Source organism: Luteimonas viscosa, assembly GCF_008244685.1.
GTDB lineage: Bacteria > Pseudomonadota > Gammaproteobacteria > Xanthomonadales > Xanthomonadaceae > Luteimonas > Luteimonas viscosa.
The window spans coordinates 58,836-77,254 of sequence record NZ_VTFT01000002.1 but is presented as its reverse complement, the minus strand read 5'-3'; the positions used below and the strand labels follow the sequence as shown (position 1 = coordinate 77,254).

Genomic DNA, 18,419 nt, shown 5'->3' with positions numbered 1-18,419 from the left:
AGGCAGGGAGCATCCATGGAGTTTCTGCTCTTCGCCGCCGGCGTGGTCGCCGGGGCGCTGGCCATGTCCGTGTGGTCGCGACGCGCGCGTCGCATGGCCGCTCCCACGCGCGCGGCGGAGGCCGCGCCCGGCGGGGCGGTGGCCGCCGACCCGGCCCCCACGGACGTCGCGGCCGAAGACCGGCTGCAGGCGCTCAAGCAGGCGATCGAAGCGAACGACGACGCCATCCAGCGCCCTGCCGACCTGCTGCAACAGCCGGGATTCGAGGAGGGCGTGGCATTGCTCGCAGGGCCGGCCTTCGGCGCTTCGCGCGTGCTCGAATGCCTCACCAGCCAGGGTTACGTACTGCCCTCGTTGGCCGGCGCCGCCCTGCGCCGGCGCGAGGATATCGACCCGCACGCGGTCGCCGCGACCATCCCGCAGCTGGGCGCCTACGCCCTGCACTTCGTGCTCGACTACCTGCAGACGCTGCCGGATGCGGGCACCCTGCCCGAGGTCGCGATGGCCGCGCGCGAATGGTGGTGGGACTACGGCGGCATCCGCGAGGATATCCGCCGCTACCTGCGCCGGGTGTCCGCGCTGCCGGCGGGCGACGCGACGCCCACCGCGCCTGCGGATGCCGAAGAGTCGCGCCTGGAGGAGATCAGCACCACGCTCGGGCGCTTCCGCGAACCGGTCCTGCAGCCATCGATCGATGCGGTCGCGGCGGCGCTGGCCGGGCTGCGCGAGCGGCGCGTGCTCGGCGGCATCGGCCGGCTCGATGCGCGCGCGGCTCCGGCGCCCCGGTTCTGGCACGACGCGCTGCGCGATGCGATCGACGAACTGCACGAACGGCTCACCGGCCCGTCGCCTCGACCGCAACTGCTGGTCGGCGAGCCGGGCATCGGCAAGTCCGTCCTGCTCGACCTGCTGTGCACGCGCCTGCACGACGAGGGCTGGCTGGTGTTCGAAGCGTCCGCCGCCGACGTGCTGGCCGGGCAGAAATACATCGGAGAGCTCGAAGGGCGGCTGCGCGAGATGCTCGCAGTGCTGCAGCGCCAGCGCGCGCTGTGGCGCGTGCCGGACTTCTTCGACCTGCTGCACAAGGGCAGCCATTCCAACGACCCGCGGGGCATCCTCGACCTGGTGTTGCCCGCGGTCGAACGCGGCGAGCTGCTGCTGATCGGCGAACTGACGCCGCAGCAGCAGGCGCGCCTGCTGCTCTCCCGGCCGGCGGTGGCGCGGCTGTTCGACGTCCAGCCGATGGCGCCCGCCAGCGAGGCCGCGCTCGCGGACATCGCCGGGCAGTGGGCGCAGGCCGCGCGCGCGAGCTGCGGGCAGGACGCGATCGAGGCCGGCACGCTGGCAGAGGCCTTGCGCGTCGCCGCCCAGTACTTTCCCGACCAGCACGAACCCGGTCGCAGCCTGCGGCTGCTCGACGACGCGCTTGCGCTCGCACGCCAGCAGCAGCCGCCCGCCCTGCCGATCGACGGCAACACGCTGCTGCTCGCCGTCGGCCAGCGCAGCGGCCTGCCGATGGAAGTGATCGACCAGCGCCAGCGACTTTCGCTCGACGGACTGCGCGACGTCTTCCGCAGGCGCGTCGTGGGCCAGGACGAGGCAGTCGAGTGCCTGGTCGACCGCATCGCGATGCTCAAGGCCGGCCTGACCGACAGCCGCCGTCCGATCGGGGTGTTCCTGTTCGCCGGCCCCACCGGTACCGGCAAGACCGAACTGGCCAAGACCCTGGGTGAGCTGCTGTTCGGCAGCGACGAGCGGCTGCTGCGGCTGGACATGAGCGAGTTCCAGTCGCCCGATTCGGCCCACCGGCTGATCGCAGGCGGCCGCGGCGACGACGGCGCGCGCTCGCTGGTGTCGCGGATCCGCGAGCAGCCGTTCTCGGTGGTGCTGCTCGACGAGTTCGAGAAGGCGCATCCCAACGTGTGGGACCTGTTCCTGCAGGTATTCGACGACGGCCGGCTCAGCGACCAGCACGGCAACACCGCCGATTTCCGCCACAGCATCATCATCCTCACCAGCAACGTCGGCTCGACCATCGCCCGCGGCGCAGGTCCCGGGTTCACCGCCAGTGCCGGCGGCTACTCGCGCGGCACGGTGGAAAAGGCCCTGTACGAGACCTTCCGCCGCGAATTCCTCAACCGGCTCGACCGGGTGGTGCTGTTCCGCCCGCTCGACCGCGCTGCGATGCGCGGCATCCTGCACAAGGAGCTGGCGCGCGCGCTCGAGCGCCGCGGCCTGCGCAGCCGCGACTGGGCGGTGGAGTGGGAACCTTCGGCAGTCGAGTTCCTGCTCGACCGCGGTTTCACTCCCGACCTCGGCGCACGTCCCCTGCGCCGCGCGATCGAGGACCACCTGCTGGCGCCACTGGCGCGCAGCATCGTCGAACATCGCGCTCCGGAAGGCGGACAGTTCCTGTTCGTGCGCGGCGCCGGCGACCGGCTGGACGTGGAGTTCATCGATCCGGATGCGCCGGCCGCCGGAGTGGCAACGGCCGCGGCGGCATCCGACCTGCGCGCGCTGGTGGATGCGGCCCAGGATGCCGCGCTCCCCGCCGCCACGCTGGAGCCGCACCTGCTCGCGCTGTCCGCACGCGTCGAGGACGGCAGCTGGAACGAAGCGCGCGACGCGGATTTCGGCGCGATGAACGATGCCGGCTTCTGGACCGACCCCGGCCGGTTCCCGATCCTCGACCGCATCGAGCGCCGCGACCGCATCGAAAGCGCGCTCGCAGGCGCGGCACGCATGCTCGATCGGCTGCGACGTGGTGCCGACCGCACGCTCCCGGCCCGGCTGGCCCAGTTGCTGTTCCTGCTCGAGATCGCGATCGATGACCTCGTACAGGGACGCCCGCAGGATGCCGAGCTGGTCCTGAGCGCCGGCGATGCGGAGCTCTCGCGTCATGCCGCGGACGTCCGGACATGGTGGCAGCGCCTGCTGGGCATGTACCTGGCCTGGGGCGAGCGGCGCGGCATGCAGGTCGAGGTCCTGGAGCAGGACCCGCAGCGTTGCCGGGCGCGGCTTTCGGTCTCCGGGTTCGGCGCGTTCCACCTGCTCGCAGCCGAAGCCGGCCTGCACGTGCTGGAGATCGACGACGAGCGCGGCGCGACCGAGCGCCTGTCGATCCAGGTCGCGGTGACGCCGGCCGGCCCCGGCGGCGCGGACCCGGCACCGGCGCCGTCGTCGGCCCCGGCGGCGCCACCGATCTGCCGCCGCTATCGCGGCGAACCCGCTCCGCTGGTGCGCGACACCCGGCGCGGCTGGCGCAGCGGCCGGCTCGATCGCGTGCTCGCCGGCGACTTCGACCTCATTCACTAGGGCCCGTGGCGCTACAGTAGTCGTCCGTGCCGACCGCCCATCCCCCGAGGGGACAGATCATGGCAAGTTCATTGACCGACCAGTTGTTCGAGCAGCTCAGCGGCGCGCCGTTGCAGCAGATCTCCAGCCAGCTCGGCGTCGGCCAGGCGCAGACCGCGGGCGCGATCAGCGCGGCCCTTCCCCTGCTGCTCGGCGCGCTCGGGCGCAACGCCAGCCAGCCGCAGGGAGCGGAGGCGCTGTTCGGCGCGCTGCAGAAGGATTTCGCCGGCGCCGGCGATCTCGGCGGCCTGCTCGGCGCGGTGCTCGGCGGTGCGCAGTCGCGCCAGACCAACGGCGCAGGCATCCTCGACCATGTCTTTGGCGGGCAACAGCCGCGCGCCGAGGCCGGCCTCGGCCAGGCCACCGGGCTGGGCGGCGACAAGGCCGGGCAGCTGATGAAGATCCTCGCGCCGATCGTGCTCGCATTCCTCGCACGGCAGATGTTCCAGAACAAGGGCGCGGGTACCCTGGCGGAGAGCGACCCCAGCGCGCAGCTGCTCGGCTCGATCCTCGGCCAGGAACAGCAGCAGGTGCGCCAGCAGGGTGGAGTGGGCGGCGGCCTGCTCGGTGCGGTGCTCGACCAGGATGGCGACGGACAGCTCGGCCTTGGCGATCTGCTCAGGATCGGCGGCGGGCTGCTGGGAGGCAAGCGCTGACCGAGCCGCGTTCCGGTTCCGCAACGCACACGGCGGGCACGGCCCGCCGTGTTCGCGTCCGGTGCTTACGTGCGACACGCCCGTTCGCAAGGGGGCGGGTGTGACGCCTGATCTCCCGCCCCCGTCGGATGCGGACGTCGTCGTCCTCGGCGCCGGCGCCGCGGGACTGATGTGCGCGATCACCGCAGGCGGGCGCGGGCGGCGCGTGCTGGTGCTGGACCACGCCAACAAGGTCGGCAAGAAGATCCTGATGTCCGGCGGCGGGCGCTGCAATTTCACCAATACCGGCACCACGCCGGAGAATTTCCTCTCGGCCAATCCCCATTTCTGCAAGTCCGCGCTCGCCCGCTACACGCCGGCGGACTTCATCGCGATGGTCGAACGCCACCGCATCGCCTGGCACGAGAAGGAACTGGGCCAGCTGTTCTGCAACGACTCGTCGAAGCAGATCGTGCGCATGCTGCTCGAGGAAGCGGCGGCCGTCGGCGCCGACGTGCGTACCCACTGCAGCATCGACGCGATCGAACGCCCCGACGAGGGCCGGTTCCGCCTGCATACCCGCTTGGGCACGATCGAATGCGAATCCCTGGTGGTCGCCACCGGCGGCCTCTCGATCCCGAGCATGGGCGCGACCGGGTTCGGCTATGAGCTCGCGCGCAAGTTCGGCCATGCGCTGCTGCCGACGCGCGCGGGCCTGGTGCCGCTGACCTTGAGCGGCAAGCACCTCGACCGTTTGCAGGACCTTTCGGGCGTCGCGTTCGAGGTCGAGGCCCGTTGCAACGGCGCGAGCTTCCGCAATTCACTGCTGCTCACCCACCGCGGGGTCAGCGGCCCGGCGATCCTGCAGATCTCCTCGTTCTGGCAGCCGGGCGACGAATTGCGGCTCGACCTGCTGCCCGGCCACGACCTTCCCGGCTGGCTGGGCGCACAGCAACGCGATCGCCCCGCCGCCGAGCTGCGCACGGTACTGGGGGACGTGCTGCCGCGCCGCTTCGCGCAGCGCCTGTGCGAGGCCTGGTTGCCGAGTCGCCCGATGCGCCAGTACACGCCGACGCAATTGCGGCAGGTCGCCGACCTGCTCGGCGCCTGGCCGCTGGTGGCCAGCGGCACCGAGGGCTACCGCACGGCCGAAGTGACGCTGGGTGGCGTCGACACCGCCGGCCTGTCCTCCAGCACCATGATGTCCAGGCACGTCCCCGGCCTGTACTTCATCGGCGAAGTGGTCGATGTCACCGGCTGGCTCGGCGGCTACAACTTCCAGTGGGCCTGGGCATCGGGCCACGCAGCGGGACTTGTGGCCTGAGCCTGCCGCGGGTCGGATGCGCCGGCTGATCGATGCGATGCATCAGAAGCAGGCGTCGATAGTCAGTGGCTATGCATGCCTTTGCTTAATTCGATTTCATCTATTCATCGCGGGGGCGTAGGGTGGGGGTTCGTCCCGCATCACCAACCGAGGGAGCGCTCCAGCGATGTCCAGCGAAGCCAAGTGCCCGATCCGTCACGCCACCGCCGGAGGCGGCACCAGCAACCGTGACTGGTGGCCCCAGCAACTGCGTCTCGACCTGCTGAACCAGCATTCGAACCGCTCCAATCCCCTGGGTGAAGACTTCGATTACGCGGACGCGTTCAGCAGGCTCGACTACCACGCGTTGAAGAAGGACCTGCGCGCGCTGATGACCGATTCGCAGGACTGGTGGCCGGCGGACTTCGGACACTACGGCGGCCTGTTCATCCGCATGGCCTGGCACAGCGCCGGCACCTACCGGATCGGCGACGGCCGCGGCGGCGGCGGGCGCGGTCAGCAGCGCTTCGCCCCGCTCAACAGCTGGCCCGACAACGTCAGCCTCGACAAGGCGCGTCGGCTGCTGTGGCCGATCAAGCAGAAGTACGGACAGGCCATTTCCTGGGCCGACCTGCTGATCCTCACCGGCAACGTCGCCCTGGAGACGATGGGTTTCCGCACCTTCGGTTTCGGCGCGGGCCGGGAGGACACCTGGGAACCGGACCTCGACGTGTACTGGGGCCGCGAGACCACCTGGCTCGGCGGCGACGTGCGCTATGCGCATGGCTCCGAGGGTGTGGAAAAACCGGCCGACGAAGGCGTGCTGGTGTCCGACGACGACGCCGACGGCGACGTGCATACGCGCCGGCTCGAGAATCCTCTGGCCGCGGTGCAGATGGGTCTGATCTACGTCAACCCCGAGGGCCCGGACGGCAATCCCGATCCGCTGCTCGCCGCGAAGGACATCCGCGACACCTTCGGCCGCATGGCCATGGACGACGAGGAAACCGTCGCGCTGATCGCCGGTGGCCACAGCTTCGGCAAGACCCACGGCGCCGGCCCGGCCGACAACGTCGGCCCCGAACCGGAAGCCACGGACGTCGACGCGCAGGGCCTGGGCTGGCACAACCGCTACGGGACCGGAAAGGGCGGCGACACCATCACCTCGGGCCTGGAGGTCACCTGGACCCAGACCCCGGCGCTGTGGAGCAACAAGTTCTTCGAGAACCTGTTCGGATTCGAATGGGAACTGGAGAAATCGCCCGCGGGCGCCCACCAGTGGGTGGCCAAGGACGCACCGGACGACATTCCCGACGCGCACGATCCGTCGAAGAAGCATCGACCGCGCATGCTCACCACCGATCTGTCGCTGCGCTTCGATCCGGTCTACGGACCGATTTCCCGGCGCTTCCTCGAGAACCCGCAGGCGTTCGCGGAAGCGTTCGCCCGCGCCTGGTTCAAGCTCACCCACCGAGACATGGGCCCGCGCTCGCGCTACCTCGGCCCGGAAGTGCCGAAGGAGGAACTGGTCTGGCAGGACCCGGTGCCCGCTGTCGACCACCCGCTGGTGGACGCGGCCGGCATCGATGCGTTGAAGCGGAAGATCGCGGGCTCCGGGCTGTCCGTCGCCGAACTGGTCTCGACCGCGTGGGCCTCGGCGTCGACCTTCCGCGGCGGCGACAAGCGCGGCGGCGCCAACGGCGCGCGCATCCGCCTGGCGCCGCAGAAGGACTGGGAGGTCAACCAGCCCGCGCAGTTGGCGAAGGTGCTCAAGGCACTCGAGCGCATCCAGATGGAGTTCAATCTGGACGCGGAAGGCGGCACGAAGATCTCGCTGGCCGACCTGATCGTGCTCGCCGGCGGCGTCGGCGTCGAACAGGCGGCGAAGGCCGCGGGCTTCGAGGTCGCCGTGCCGTTCCGCCCGGGGCGCACCGACGCGCGCCAGGACCAGACCGATGTCGAATCGTTCGCGGTGATGGAGCCGTTCGCCGACGGCTTCCGCAACTACAGCAAGGGCGCCTCGGCGGTGCCGGCAGAGCACATGCTCGTGGACCGCGCCCAGCTGCTGACCCTGACCGCGCCGGAAATGACCGCGCTGGTCGGCGGCCTGCGCGTGCTCGGCGTGAGCCACGACGGCGCCGCGCACGGCGTGTTCACCGACCGGCCCGGCACGCTGAGCAACGACTTCTTCCGCAACCTGCTCGACATGGGTACGCAGTGGCAGGCGACGTCGAAAGCGGCCGACCTGTTCGAGGGGCGCGACCGCCGCAGCGGCGACAAGAAGTGGACCGGCACCCGGGTGGACCTGGTGTTCGGTTCCAATTCCGTGCTGCGCGCCCTGGCCGAGGTCTACGCCAGCGAAGACGGCAAGCGGAAGCTCGTCGACGATTTCGTCGCCGCCTGGACCCGGGTCATGGAACTGGATCGCTTCGACCTCGCCTGAGGCGCTCGCTTCGTCGAACAGGAGGACGCCGGCCGGACGCCGGCGTCTTCCTTTCCGCAGTCCCGCCTAGCTCGCGTCGATATCGCCCAGCGCGCGGATCAGGCGGCGGGCGCGCTTGTCGGGCTTCGTTTCCGGCGGGCGGTAGCCGTTGCGCCCGGCGCGGGCAAGCTCGCGCGCCGCCTCGCGCCGCGTGCGCGAGGCTTCCGACTCGAGGTAGAGGCCCTGCGCCACCGTCGCCGGCCCGCGGACGTCCGACACGTCGCGCACCTGGATCTCGAAGATCTCGCCGGAGCGCTCGATCCGCATGGTGTCGCCAACCCGCACCGGGCGCGCGGGCTTGGCGCGTTGACCATCGACCTCGACCTTGCCGGTGTCCACTGCCTGCCGGGCCAGCGCGCGGGTCCGATAGAAGCGCGCGGCCCACAGCCAGATGTCGAGCCGGATACGCGGTGCGGGATCGTGCGCGGATGTCATCGCCATCGATTGTAGCGGCCGGCATGCGGGGCGCCGGCCGCACCGCGCGGACACCACGGAAGCAGCCGGGCCACGCCACCATGCCGGGAGTCCGGTCGAAGCCGGATACGACCGCCCCCGAAGACGGTTTGGCCGATGGCCGCCTGCGCGTCCCTGCATCGACGCGCGAACCCGGCGTCCCACAAACGCAAACGGCCGCCCTGCGGCGGCCGTCGCGGAACAGCGCCGGGCGCGGCCTACTCGGTGGCTTCGGCAGCCGCAGCCACGGCCGCAGCGGCCTTGGCCTTGGCGTGCGCGGACAGGTCTTCCTTGATGCGCGCCTTCTTGCCTTCCAGGCCACGCAGGTAGTACAGCTTGCCGGCGCGCACCGCGCCGCGGCGCTTCACGTCGACCGAATCGATGGTGGCGCTGTGGGTCTGGAACACGCGCTCGACGCCGTAGCCGTGCGAAATCTTGCGCACGGTGAACGAGGAGTTCAGGCCGGCGTTCTTCTTGCCGATGACCACGCCCTCGTAGGCCTGGATGCGCTCGCGGTTGCCTTCCTTGACCTTGACGTTGACGACGATGGTGTCGCCCGGGCCGAAGTCGGGAAGCTTGCGCTGCACCTGTTCGCTCTCGAACTGCTGCAGCAGGGTGTTCAGGGACGGCTTGGTGGTCATGGCGGTATCTCGGCGGAGCCTGTTGGAGTCGTTGTAGGCGTGGTGCACGTGGACGCACGCTCTCGGCATGTGCCCTGCTCAGGGCAGGTCAGCCGCGCATTATAGCCGGAAGATCGATCGCGGGCCATGGGGCCGGTGCCACGCGCCCTCCCCTGACCCCGTACGCCCCACGCCGTCCCGACGGACCCGGCCGGAGACCATCGTCCCTCGCGGTCGGCGCCGCTACCCCGTCCACCGACTCCTCACCCCCGTGCGGCCACCCATCCCGTAGCCCGGGTAAGCGAAGCGCACCCGGGGCTCGCAAGCCATGTCCCGCGCCCGCGACTCCGGCACGGCTCCCCTCGCAGGGACTCGCCAACCCCTGCCCACCTGGCACTGCCGCCCCCTGCGGGAAAAGGGACGATGGATCAGCTCCCGGAGTCAGCCCGCCTCGTCCCCGACCCAGTCCTGCGCATCGAGCCACCGCACCTCTTCCGCACTCAGACCGGCGGCGGCCAGCAGGTCCGGGCGCCGCTCGCGCGTGCGCAGCAGCGCCTGTCGGCGGCGCCAGCGGGCGATCTCGGCATGGTTGCCCGACAGCAGCACCTCGGGGACCATGCCGGTCTCATGTTCCACCGGTCGGGTGTAGTGCGGGCAGTCGAGGAGTCCGTCGGCCTCGAAGCTGTCCTGGGCTGCCGACTCGGCATCGTTCAGCGCTCCCTCCTGGAGGCGGGCGACGGCATCCACCACCACGGCCGCGGCCAGCTCGCCGCCGGACAGCACGTAGTCGCCGATCGACAGTTCCTCGTCGACCTCGGAGGCGATCAGGCGCTCGTCCACGCCTTCGTAGCGGCCGCAGAGCAGGATCATCCGCTCCCGGGTCGCCAGTTCGCGCACGATCGCCTGGGTCAGCGGGCGCCCCTGGGGGCTGAGGTAGATCACCTTGGCCGGCGTCGGATCGGCGCCGCGGGCGGCGCGGATCGCGGCGCGCAAAGGATCGACCAGCATAACCATGCCCGGCCCGCCGCCGAACGGGCGGTCGTCGACCCGGCGGTAGTTGCCCTGAGCGTAGTCGCGCGGATTCCAGCCCCGGAGCGCCAGCAGCCCGCGCTCCTGCGCGCGCCCGACCACGCCGAAGCCGGCGCACTGGGCGACGAACTCGGGGAACAGGCTGATAATGTCGATGCGCATTGAGGCGGGAATTGGTAATTCGTGATTGGTGATTCGAAAGAGCAGGAGCCTATGCTCTTCGCTACTTCAAATCACCAATCACCAATCACGGTCTCAGAAGTCCGCATCCCAGTCGACCATGACCACGCCGGTGTCGAAATCCACCGACACGATGTAGTCCGGCTCGACGAACGGGATCATCCGCTCGCGTTCGCCACGCGCGACCAGCACGTCGTTGGCGCCGGTGGAGAACAGGTGCGACACCCTGCCGAAATCGACGCCTTCGGTGTTCACCACGCGCAGGCCTTCGAGGTCGACCCAGTAGTATTCGCCCGGCTTCGGCGGCGGCAGCGCCGCGCGCGGAACGAGGATCTCGCTGCCTCGCATCGCCTCGGCGGCGTCGCGGTCCTCGACCCCCGGCAGCCGCATGACGATGCCCTTGGCGGTGCTGCGCCCGTGCCCGCCTTCGAGCTCACGCTCGCCGCCGTCGGCGTCGCGCAGGATCCAGGGGCGGTAGCGGAAGATCGCTTCGGGTGGGTCGCTGAAGGATTCGAGCTTGAGTTCTCCACGCACGCCGAACGCGCCGTGGATCCTGCCCATGAGGATACGGCGCGTCGGTGCGTTCACGGTGTCGCCGGCCACGCGGATCGCGCAGCCGGGCCTCAGGCGGCCGGGGCGGCGGCCTTGGCGGCTTCGCGGTACAGGTTGCGGACCTTGTCGGTCAGCTGCGCGCCCTGCGAAACCCAATGGTCGACGCGCGCGGTGTCCAGCACGATGCGCTGCTCGGCACCCTGCGCGACCGGGTTGTAGTAACCCACACGCTCGATGTTGCGGCCGTCGCGCGCGCTGCGCGAGTCGGTGACGATGATGTGGTAGAAGGGGCGCTTCTTCGCGCCGCCGCGGGTGAGGCGGATCTTGACCATGGTGCGTTCCCGGTATTGCCCAGTCGCCAGGATGGCGAGGTAAGCCGGATATTGTAAGCCATTGATCGGGGGCGCGAAACCCACCCCGCCCTAGCCCGGGCCCAGGGGCTGCCATGGTTGCGTCGCCCGGGCGGCGGCAAGTCGCTCCATCAGCGCCGGATCGGGCCGCAGCGCGAGATCGTCGATCCCCGCGATCGGCCAGATGCCGGTGGCGTTGGCCGCGAAGGCGGCCCGCAGGCCGCCCAGGGCGCGCGCTTCCACCGGCGTGTGGCGCTGCGTCACGCCGATCTCCGCCAGCCCCAGCTGCAGCAGCCGCTCCTCGGTGCCGCGCAGGGCCTCCGCCTGCGGCCAGATGACCTGCGTGCCGTCCCAGAATCCGATGTTCCAGACCGAGCCCTCGCTGATCCGGCCCTTCGGGTCGACGAACAGCGCGTCGTCGAAGCCGTCGCGCCGCGCCTGCCGCCGCGACTGGAACAGGGGGAAGGTGCCGACGTGCTTGAGCTGCGGCAGCGGGCGCTGGAACGGGTAGGTCTTCACCCAGGCCGGCTTCGGATCGGCCTCGCGCGGCGCCGTGAGCGAGACCAGCACGTCGACCGGCACGACGGCGTCCGGCCGGGTGTAGTCGAAGGCGCGCGAGAACACGGTGACCCGCACGCTGGCATCGTCCACGCCGTCGGCATCGAGCGCGGCGAGGATGGCGATGCGGATGCGTGCCTCCTCGAGCGGGGAGTCGAACAGTTCGCGCGTTCCCGCCTTCAACCGCTGCAGGTGCAGGTCGAGGCCGCGTACCGCGCGTGCGCGCACCTGCATCGAGGTGAAGTGGCCGTAGTTGGCCAATGCCAGGGGCTGCAGTTCGGCGGCGGCGGCGGGCTGGCCGTTAAAAAAGGCTCGGGTCACGGGTCACTCCAGAGCGTATCGCCGGCGCGAGCCCCGAAGCTGCCATCCCGAGCCCGGCGAGGGATCCTGTTTCCGATGGCCATGAGGCAAGGTCCCTCGCTGCGCTCGGGATGACATCTCGCGCCCGGATGACATCTCGAGCCCGGATGACATCTCGAGCCCGGACGATATTCGGACAAGCCGGGACACGCGAAACGCCCTCCGGATGTGATCAGCGGAACGGCATCCGGCCCATCCCGCCCATCATGCCCTGCAGGCCGCGCATCATGCCCTTCATGCCGCCGCGGGCCATCTTGCCCATCATCTTTTCCATCTGCTGGTACTGCTTCATCAGCTTGTTGACGTCCGACGGGTGCATGCCGGAACCGGCGGCGATGCGCGCGCGGCGCGAGCCGTTGAGCAGGGCCGGGTTGCGCCGTTCCTTCTTGGTCATCGAATTGATGATGGCGATCATGCGCGGCACCTCCCTGCCCTGCGAAACCTGCTGCTTGAGGTGGTCCGGCACCTGGCCCAGGCCCGGCAGCTTCTCCATTAGGCTGCCGATGCCGCCCATGCTCTGCATCTGCTCGAGCTGGTCGCGCATGTCGTTGAGGTCGAACTTCTTGCCCTTGGCGACCTTCTCGGCCAGCTTCTGCGCCTTGTCCTTGTCGACCTGCTGTTCGACCTGCTCGACCAGCGACAGCACGTCGCCCATGTCGAGGATGCGGCTGGCGACGCGGTCGGGGTGGAACACGTCCAGGCCGTCGGACTTCTCGCTGGTGCCGATGAACTTGATCGGCTTGCCGGTGATGTAGCGCACCGAGAGCGCCGCGCCGCCGCGGGCATCGCCGTCGGTCTTGGTCAGCACCACGCCGGTGAGCGGCAGCGCCTCGCCGAAGGCCTTCGCGGTGTTGGCCGCGTCCTGGCCGGTCATCGAGTCGACCACGAACAGCGTCTCGACCGGGTTCACGGCGGCATGCAGCGCCTTGATCTCGGCCATCATCGCCTCGTCGACGGCGAGGCGGCCGGCGGTGTCGACGATCAGCACGTCGGCGAACGACTTGCGCGCATCTGCGATCGCGGCACGCACGATGTCTTCCGGCTTCTGCCCCGCATCGGAGGGGAAGAACAGCACGCCCACCTGCTGCGAAAGCGTCCTGAGCTGCTCGATCGCGGCAGGCCGGTAGACGTCGGCGCTGACCACCATCACTTTCTTCTTGCGCTTGTCCTTGAGCAGCTTGGCCAGCTTGCCGACGGTGGTGGTCTTGCCCGCGCCCTGCAGGCCGGCCATCAGGATCACCGCCGGCGCAGGCACGTTGAGGTTCAGCTCGCTCGCCTGCGCGCCCATCACCGCGGTCAGTTCGTCGCGGACGACCTTGATCAGGGCCTGTCCGGGGGTCAGCGAGCGGATCACTTCCTGCCCGACCGCGCGCACCTTGATCCGCTCCACCAGCGCCTGCACCACCGGCAGCGCGACGTCGGCCTCGAGCAGGGCGATGCGCACCTCGCGCGTGGCCTCGCGGATGTTCTCCTCGGTCAGCCGCCCGCGCCCGCGCAGGCGCTCGATGGTGCCGGACAGGCGCTGGGTGAGCGATTCGAACATGGGGAAAACACCGTACGGAGCGGCCCACGATTATAACGGGCCGCCTGCCCCGTCCCGCTGCGGCCGACAGCGGCGCACGTTTGCGTCCGGCCGGGGACGGACAGGCGCGCCGCGCATGCGACCGTGTGCGACACTTTCCCGATGTCAATCGTTCTCATTGCCGCGGCGCTGTACCTGCTGGCCGCCTGGCTGGTCATGCGCCGCCTGCTGGCCGACGGCGGCGCCGGCGCCGGCTTCTGGCTGCTGACCGCGGTGAGCGCGGTGGCGCTGCACGGCCTGTTCCATTACCTGCGCTGGCGCCACGGGGGCGGGCTCGACCTGCACTTCTTCGCCGCGCTGTCCCTGGTGGGCCTCGGCATGGCGACGCTGACCAGCGCCTACGCCGCCACCGGCCGGCTCGGCGCGCTCGGCGTGCTGGTCTACCCGATCGCGGCCGCGGCCCTGACCGGCTATGCGTTCGCGGGCAACCACGTGGCCCGGGACCTGGACTGGCGGCTGGAACTGCACGCCTGGCTGGCGCTGCTGGCCTACGCGACGCTGGCGATCGCGGCACTGCTCGCGATCATGCTCTGGCTGCAGGAACGAGCGCTGCGCCGCCACGAGTTCCGCGGCTGGGTGCGGGTCCTGCCACCGTTGACCGAACTCGAGACGCTGCTGTTCCGCACGATCGCGGTGGGCTTCGTCCTGCTGACCGCGACCCTGCTGACGGGGGCGCTGTTCGTCGAGGACTTCTTCGCCCAGCGGTTGTCGCACAAGACCGTGCTCAGCCTGATGTCGTGGCTGGTGTTCGGCGCCCTGCTGTTCGGTCGCTGGCGCTACGGCTGGCGCGGGACGAAGGCGGTGCGCTGGACGCTGACCGCGATGGCACTGCTGGTGCTGGCCTTCTTCGGCAGCAAGTTCGTCTACGAGCTGGTGCTGCGGCGCGGCTGAGGCCGGCGACGCGCCTGCCGGCCGTCAGGGCCGCGCGCGCGGCTGGAGGGCGACCGCGGGCATCGCGAGCCCGGCGATCTCGTCGATCCAGCGCGAGCGGTTCTGCTTGAGTTCCTCGCCCAGGAAGCGGCGCGCGTCCTCGTCGCCGTAGGCGCGCCGGCTGATGCCGAACAGCAGCACGCCCTCCGGCATGGCCTGGTAGCGGTAGGCGTTCCATTCCACGACCAGGTTGCCCTGCGCGTCCCTTGCCGACAGCACGAAATCCAGCAGCGCGGCGGAACCGTCCTGCTTGAGGACGAGATCGTGGTTGACCAGCGGATCGGTCTGCTTGCGCGCACCCAGTTCCCCGATCTTCGCCGTCGCGAGCTGGGCCGGAGTCGCTTCGATGGTCAGCAGGTCGAGCACCAGCATCTGCCGGTAGCGTTCGAGCGTCTGTCCGGCCGGCAGGTATTCCTGCTTGTAGAAGTCAGGGGTCGGGTGGCTGCTCCACGCGAAGTGGTACTGCTGACCATCCAGGTGCAGCGGACCGGGCACCGAGAGGCGCTCGATCGGGTCCGGCCCACGGGCGGCCAACGGGGACCCGGCCAGGACCAGGGCGACCAGCAGCCACGAGCATGCATGCACGACGCGCGCGATTCCCTTCGACATGTGCAATCTCCTTTTGCAGTGCGGGTGCAGTGTGCCGCGCCCGGCGGCCGACGACAACTTTCGCGACGCCGGGGTCGCTCGGGTGCACGACCGGGTTGCGGCAGGGCCGGACGTACCCGCGCCGCCCCCGGCGACCCGGAGGCGCGCGAGCGGAGGATCCCCCGGATCGGCGAGAATGCCGGATCCGCCCGCTTCGCCCCGCAGCCCATGCCCTTCCACGACGACGCCAGCCGCATCGCCTGCGCCCGCCAGCACGCCTGGACGGCCGCGGCGATCCGCCGGATCGAGGCGGATTTCAACCGCTCCGCCGATACCCACCTGATCCCGCTGGCGCTGCCGGGATTCCCCGGCATCGACATCTATTTCAAGGACGAATCGAGCCATCCCACCGGCAGCCTCAAGCACCGGCTGGCACGCTCGCTGTTCCTGTACGCGCTGGCCAACGGCTGGCTGCATGCGGGCAGCACCGTGGTGGAGGCCTCCAGCGGCTCGACCGCGGTGTCGGAGGCGTACTTCGCGCGGCTGCTGGGCCTGCCGTTCGTCGCGGTGATGCCGGCCTCAACCTCGCCGGAAAAGATCGCCGCGATCGAGTTCCATGGGGGCCGCTGCCACCTGGTCCGCAACGCCTGCGACATCGCGGCCGAGTCGGAGCGGCTTGCGCGCGGCACCGGCGGCCATTTCATGGACCAGTTCACCTACGCCGAGCGCGCCACCGACTGGCGCGCCAACAACAACATCGCCGAATCGATCTTCCGGCAGATGGAGCAGGAGCCGCATCCGGTGCCGGCGTGGATCGTGTGCAGCGCGGGCACCGGCGGCACCAGTGCCACCATCGGCCGCTATGCGCGCTACCGCGGCCTGGCCACGCGCGTGTTGTGCGTCGATCCGGAATACTCGGCCTTCCATGCGCACTATGCCGCGCTGTCGCAGGGCCGGACGCCGCCGGAGGCCACGGTGCCCGGGTCGCGCATCGAAGGCATCGGTCGTCCCACCATCGAACGCAGCTTCATCCCCGGCTGCGTCGATGCCATGGTCAGGGTGCCCGACGCACTCAGCCTCGCGGCGATGCGCCATGTCAATGCGCGCCTGGGGCGGCGCGTCGGCGGCTCGACCGGCACCAACTTCGTCGGCGTGCTGCGGCTCGCGCAGGCGATGCGTGCGCGCGGCGAGCAGGGCTCGATCGTCACCATCCTCTGCGACGGCGGCGAGCGCTACGCCCACAGCTACTACGACCCGGAGTGGTACGCCGCGCAGGGCATCGACGTCGCGAATGCCGACCGCATCATCGCGCTCGCCGCCGACGGCGAGGACGCGCTGCCGGACCTGGAACCGGTATCGCGGCACGTCGACGGCGTACCCGATCGATAGCGGCTGCCCGCGGACCAGAAACCCCAGGACGAAAGCGCCGGGGCGCCAGCCGCGCGGCGCTAGCGGAGCACCATCGGCAAAGCGCCGAATCCCAACCCCAGCAGCGCACCGCCTGCGACTTCCGGCAGGGTATGCCGCGCCATCCGCAAGCGTGCCCAGCCAAGCAGCGGCAGCAGCGCGAGCACGCCGCCAGCGGCGAGCGGCCAGGTCGCCAGCAGCACCCCCGCGAACGCCAGGCTCGCCATGTGCAACGACAGCTTGATCCGGCGGTTGGCCACGGCGGCCACGCACAGCATCGCCATCGCCGCGAGCACCCCGGTCGACGTCGGCGACGCGTGTCCGCCCGTCCACCCCCAGAAGATGCCGGCCACGACCAGCGCCAGCAGGTACAACAGTGGTCGTTCGTGCGGGCGCGAGGCGTCGACCGTCTGCCAGTGCCCTGCACGGCGGCGCTGCAGCACGAAGGTCCAGACGATGGCGATGGCCACGCCGATCCCGATCGCGGTGCGCGGCAACCCGGCCGGATCCAGCCGCAAGGCCATCAGCAGCACGAGCGCGCCCAGGACCGCGAACGGATGCAACGCCACGGACAGCGCGCGCGCGAAACGCCAGCGCGGATCCTCGGCCGGTCCGCGACTCACGCCTGTTCCAGCGCGTCCGCCAGGCGCTCGACCGCCACCACCTCCATGCCCTTGTAACTGCCCGCCTTCGGCGCGTTCGCCTTGGGCACGATCGCGCGACGGAAGCCGTGCGTCGCCGCTTCCTTCAGCCGTTCCTCGCCGTTGGGGACCGGGCGGATCTCGCCCGCCAGACCCACCTCGCCGAACGCCACCGTCTTCTCCGGCAGCGGCACGTCGCGCAGCGACGACAGCACCGACAGCAGCACCGGCAGGTCGGCCGCGGTTTCCTGCACGCGGATGCCGCCGACCACATTGACGAACACGTCCTGGTCGCCGGTCACCACGCCGCCGTGCCGGTGCAGCACCGCCAGCAACATCGCCAGGCGATTGCCCTCCAGGCCCACCGCGACCCGTCGCGGATTCGACAGCGGCGAGGCATCCACCAGCGCCTGCACTTCCACCAGCAGCGGGCGCGTGCCCTCGCGCGTGACCATCACGCAACTGCCCGGCTGCGGCGTGGTGCCGCCCGAGAGGAAGATCGCCGACGGATTCGGCACTTCCTTCAGGCCACGATCGCCCATCGCGAACACGCCCAGTTCGTTGACTGCGCCGAAGCGGTTCTTGAACGCCCGCAACACGCGGAAGCGGCTGCCCGAATCGCCCTCGAAATACAGCACCGCATCGACCATGTGTTCGAGCACGCGCGGGCCGGCGATGCCGCCTTCCTTGGTGACGTGGCCCACCAGGAACACCGCGGTCCCGGTCTCCTTGGCGTAGCGCACCAGCCGCGCCGCACTTTCGCGTACCTGGCTCACCGAGCCCGGCGCGGCGGTCAGCGAATCGGTCCACAGCGTCTGCACCGAATCGGCGACGATGATCCGCGGGCGCAGTTGCGCGGCCTGTTCGAGGATGCGCTCGATCCCGGTTTCGGCCAGCGCGTTCAGGCCCTCCAGCGGCAGGCCGAGGCGCGCTGCGCGCCCCGCCACCTGCGCCAGCGATTCCTCGCCGGTGACGTACAGCCCCGGCAGGCTCGCCGCCATCGACGCCACCGCCTGCAGCAGCAGGGTCGACTTGCCGATGCCCGGATCGCCGCCCACCAGCACCACCGCGCCCTGCACCAGTCCGCCACCGAGCACGCGGTCGAATTCGCCGATGCCGGTCGACACGCGCACGTCCTCGCCCTGCTGCACGTCGCGCAGCGCGGTGACCTTCGGCGGATCGACCTTGCCGGCCCAGCCGCCGCGCCGCGCCGCCGGCGACTTCGCCGCGGCCGCCGTCTCCAGCACGATTTCCGACAGCGTGTCCCAGGCGCCGCAGGCACCGCACTGTCCCTGCCACTTGCTGAAATCGGCGCCGCAATCGCTGCAGACGTACGCCGTGCGGGTCTTCGCCATGATCCGGGGGTGTTTCGGCCAGCGGCTACTCTATCCGCTC

16 protein-coding genes are annotated in these 18,419 nt (G+C 70.5%); 6 read left to right on the top strand and 10 right to left on the bottom strand.

Annotation, left to right across the window (positions count from 1 at the left end; translation table 11 throughout):
- Positions 1–15 precede the first annotated feature (15 nt).
- The 4 genes from FZO89_RS15090 (at position 16) to katG (ending at position 7,735) form a co-directional block, all read left to right on the top strand.
- A complete protein-coding gene (locus tag FZO89_RS15090) occupies positions 16–3,315 on the top strand; it encodes an AAA family ATPase (protein ID WP_149104272.1) in 3,300 nt (1,099 codons plus the stop codon).
- A gap of 59 nt (positions 3,316–3,374) precedes the next feature.
- A complete protein-coding gene (locus FZO89_RS15085) occupies positions 3,375–4,010 on the top strand; it encodes a DUF937 domain-containing protein (protein ID WP_149104271.1) in 636 nt (211 codons plus the stop codon).
- A gap of 169 nt (positions 4,011–4,179) precedes the next feature.
- Positions 4,180–5,313 (top strand): BaiN/RdsA family NAD(P)/FAD-dependent oxidoreductase, encoded by a 1,134-nt coding sequence (locus FZO89_RS15080; protein WP_425480484.1) that lies wholly within the window; start codon positions 4,180–4,182, stop codon positions 5,311–5,313.
- Between the two features lie 166 nt (positions 5,314–5,479).
- On the top strand, positions 5,480–7,735 hold the full coding sequence (gene katG / locus FZO89_RS15075) for a catalase/peroxidase HPI (protein ID WP_149104269.1): 2,256 nt from the start codon (positions 5,480–5,482) through the stop codon (positions 7,733–7,735).
- 66 nt (positions 7,736–7,801) lie between these two features.
- On the opposite strand, the gene FZO89_RS15070 is transcribed toward katG, so the two are convergent.
- The 7 genes from FZO89_RS15070 to ffh form a co-directional block, all read right to left on the bottom strand.
- Entirely contained in the window at positions 7,802–8,209 is a 408-nt protein-coding gene (locus tag FZO89_RS15070) for an RNA-binding S4 domain-containing protein (protein ID WP_149104268.1), read from the bottom strand.
- 236 nt (positions 8,210–8,445) lie between these two features.
- Positions 8,446–8,868 (bottom strand): 50S ribosomal protein L19, encoded by a 423-nt coding sequence (gene rplS, locus FZO89_RS15065; RefSeq protein WP_149104267.1) that lies wholly within the window; start codon positions 8,866–8,868, stop codon positions 8,446–8,448.
- A 420-nt stretch (positions 8,869–9,288) separates the two neighbouring features.
- Positions 9,289–10,038, bottom strand: coding sequence for a tRNA (guanosine(37)-N1)-methyltransferase TrmD (trmD, locus tag FZO89_RS15060; RefSeq protein ID WP_149104266.1), 750 nt, complete (start codon positions 10,036–10,038; stop codon positions 9,289–9,291).
- A 93-nt stretch (positions 10,039–10,131) separates the two neighbouring features.
- Positions 10,132–10,644 carry a ribosome maturation factor RimM gene (rimM, locus tag FZO89_RS15055; RefSeq protein WP_425480473.1) on the bottom strand — a complete coding sequence of 171 codons (513 nt, stop codon included), beginning with the start codon at positions 10,642–10,644 and terminating at the stop codon, positions 10,132–10,134.
- Between the two features lie 35 nt (positions 10,645–10,679).
- Positions 10,680–10,940, bottom strand: a complete 261-nt coding sequence (rpsP, locus tag FZO89_RS15050) for a 30S ribosomal protein S16 (protein ID WP_149104264.1) — start codon at positions 10,938–10,940, stop codon at positions 10,680–10,682.
- Between the two features lie 90 nt (positions 10,941–11,030).
- On the bottom strand, positions 11,031–11,837 hold the full coding sequence (locus FZO89_RS15045; RefSeq protein WP_149104263.1) for an aminotransferase class IV family protein: 807 nt from the start codon (positions 11,835–11,837) through the stop codon (positions 11,031–11,033).
- 211 nt (positions 11,838–12,048) lie between these two features.
- Positions 12,049–13,419, bottom strand: a complete 1,371-nt coding sequence (gene ffh / locus FZO89_RS15040; RefSeq protein WP_149104262.1) for a signal recognition particle protein — start codon at positions 13,417–13,419, stop codon at positions 12,049–12,051.
- Between the two features lie 141 nt (positions 13,420–13,560).
- Between ffh and FZO89_RS15035 the strand changes: the two genes are divergently transcribed.
- Positions 13,561–14,349 carry a cytochrome C assembly family protein gene (locus FZO89_RS15035; protein WP_149104261.1) on the top strand — a complete coding sequence of 263 codons (789 nt, stop codon included), beginning with the start codon at positions 13,561–13,563 and terminating at the stop codon, positions 14,347–14,349.
- A 24-nt stretch (positions 14,350–14,373) separates the two neighbouring features.
- On the opposite strand, the gene FZO89_RS15030 is transcribed toward FZO89_RS15035, so the two are convergent.
- Positions 14,374–14,997 (bottom strand): hypothetical protein, encoded by a 624-nt coding sequence (locus FZO89_RS15030; RefSeq protein ID WP_149104260.1) that lies wholly within the window; start codon positions 14,995–14,997, stop codon positions 14,374–14,376.
- Between the two features lie 207 nt (positions 14,998–15,204).
- Between FZO89_RS15030 and FZO89_RS15025 the strand changes: the two genes are divergently transcribed.
- The gene (locus tag FZO89_RS15025; RefSeq protein ID WP_149104259.1) at positions 15,205–16,365 is read left to right on the top strand and encodes a PLP-dependent cysteine synthase family protein; all 1,161 of its coding nucleotides are present in this window, start codon (positions 15,205–15,207) and stop codon (positions 16,363–16,365) included.
- A 59-nt stretch (positions 16,366–16,424) separates the two neighbouring features.
- Here the strand turns inward: FZO89_RS15025 and FZO89_RS15020 are convergent, their stop codons facing one another.
- On the bottom strand, positions 16,425–17,006 hold the full coding sequence (locus tag FZO89_RS15020; RefSeq protein WP_149104258.1) for a hypothetical protein: 582 nt from the start codon (positions 17,004–17,006) through the stop codon (positions 16,425–16,427).
- The gene (radA, locus tag FZO89_RS15015; protein WP_149104257.1) at positions 17,003–18,379 is read right to left on the bottom strand and encodes a DNA repair protein RadA; all 1,377 of its coding nucleotides are present in this window, start codon (positions 18,377–18,379) and stop codon (positions 17,003–17,005) included. Before radA ends, FZO89_RS15020 begins: the two co-directional genes overlap by 4 nt.
- Between the last annotated feature and the right edge of the window lie 40 nt (positions 18,380–18,419).

What these genes read in the sequence shown, in the direction of transcription:
- FZO89_RS15090 (WP_149104272.1), top strand. Translation starts at nt 16, where the DNA reads ATGGAGTTTCTGCTCTTCGCCGCCGGCGTGGTCGCCGGGGCGCTGGCC.
- FZO89_RS15085 (WP_149104271.1), top strand. Translation starts at nt 3,375, where the DNA reads ATGGCAAGTTCATTGACCGACCAGTTGTTCGAGCAGCTCAGCGGCGCG.
- FZO89_RS15080 (WP_425480484.1), top strand. Translation starts at nt 4,180, where the DNA reads ATGTGCGCGATCACCGCAGGCGGGCGCGGGCGGCGCGTGCTGGTGCTG.
- katG (WP_149104269.1), top strand. Translation starts at nt 5,480, where the DNA reads ATGTCCAGCGAAGCCAAGTGCCCGATCCGTCACGCCACCGCCGGAGGC.
- FZO89_RS15070 (WP_149104268.1), bottom strand. Translation starts at nt 8,209, where the DNA reads ATGACATCCGCGCACGATCCCGCACCGCGTATCCGGCTCGACATCTGG.
- rplS (WP_149104267.1), bottom strand. Translation starts at nt 8,868, where the DNA reads ATGACCACCAAGCCGTCCCTGAACACCCTGCTGCAGCAGTTCGAGAGC.
- trmD (WP_149104266.1), bottom strand. Translation starts at nt 10,038, where the DNA reads ATGCGCATCGACATTATCAGCCTGTTCCCCGAGTTCGTCGCCCAGTGC.
- rpsP (WP_149104264.1), bottom strand. Translation starts at nt 10,940, where the DNA reads ATGGTCAAGATCCGCCTCACCCGCGGCGGCGCGAAGAAGCGCCCCTTC.
- ffh (WP_149104262.1), bottom strand. Translation starts at nt 13,419, where the DNA reads ATGTTCGAATCGCTCACCCAGCGCCTGTCCGGCACCATCGAGCGCCTG.
- FZO89_RS15035 (WP_149104261.1), top strand. Translation starts at nt 13,561, where the DNA reads ATGTCAATCGTTCTCATTGCCGCGGCGCTGTACCTGCTGGCCGCCTGG.
- FZO89_RS15030 (WP_149104260.1), bottom strand. Translation starts at nt 14,997, where the DNA reads ATGTCGAAGGGAATCGCGCGCGTCGTGCATGCATGCTCGTGGCTGCTG.
- FZO89_RS15025 (WP_149104259.1), top strand. Translation starts at nt 15,205, where the DNA reads ATGCCCTTCCACGACGACGCCAGCCGCATCGCCTGCGCCCGCCAGCAC.
- radA (WP_149104257.1), bottom strand. Translation starts at nt 18,379, where the DNA reads ATGGCGAAGACCCGCACGGCGTACGTCTGCAGCGATTGCGGCGCCGAT.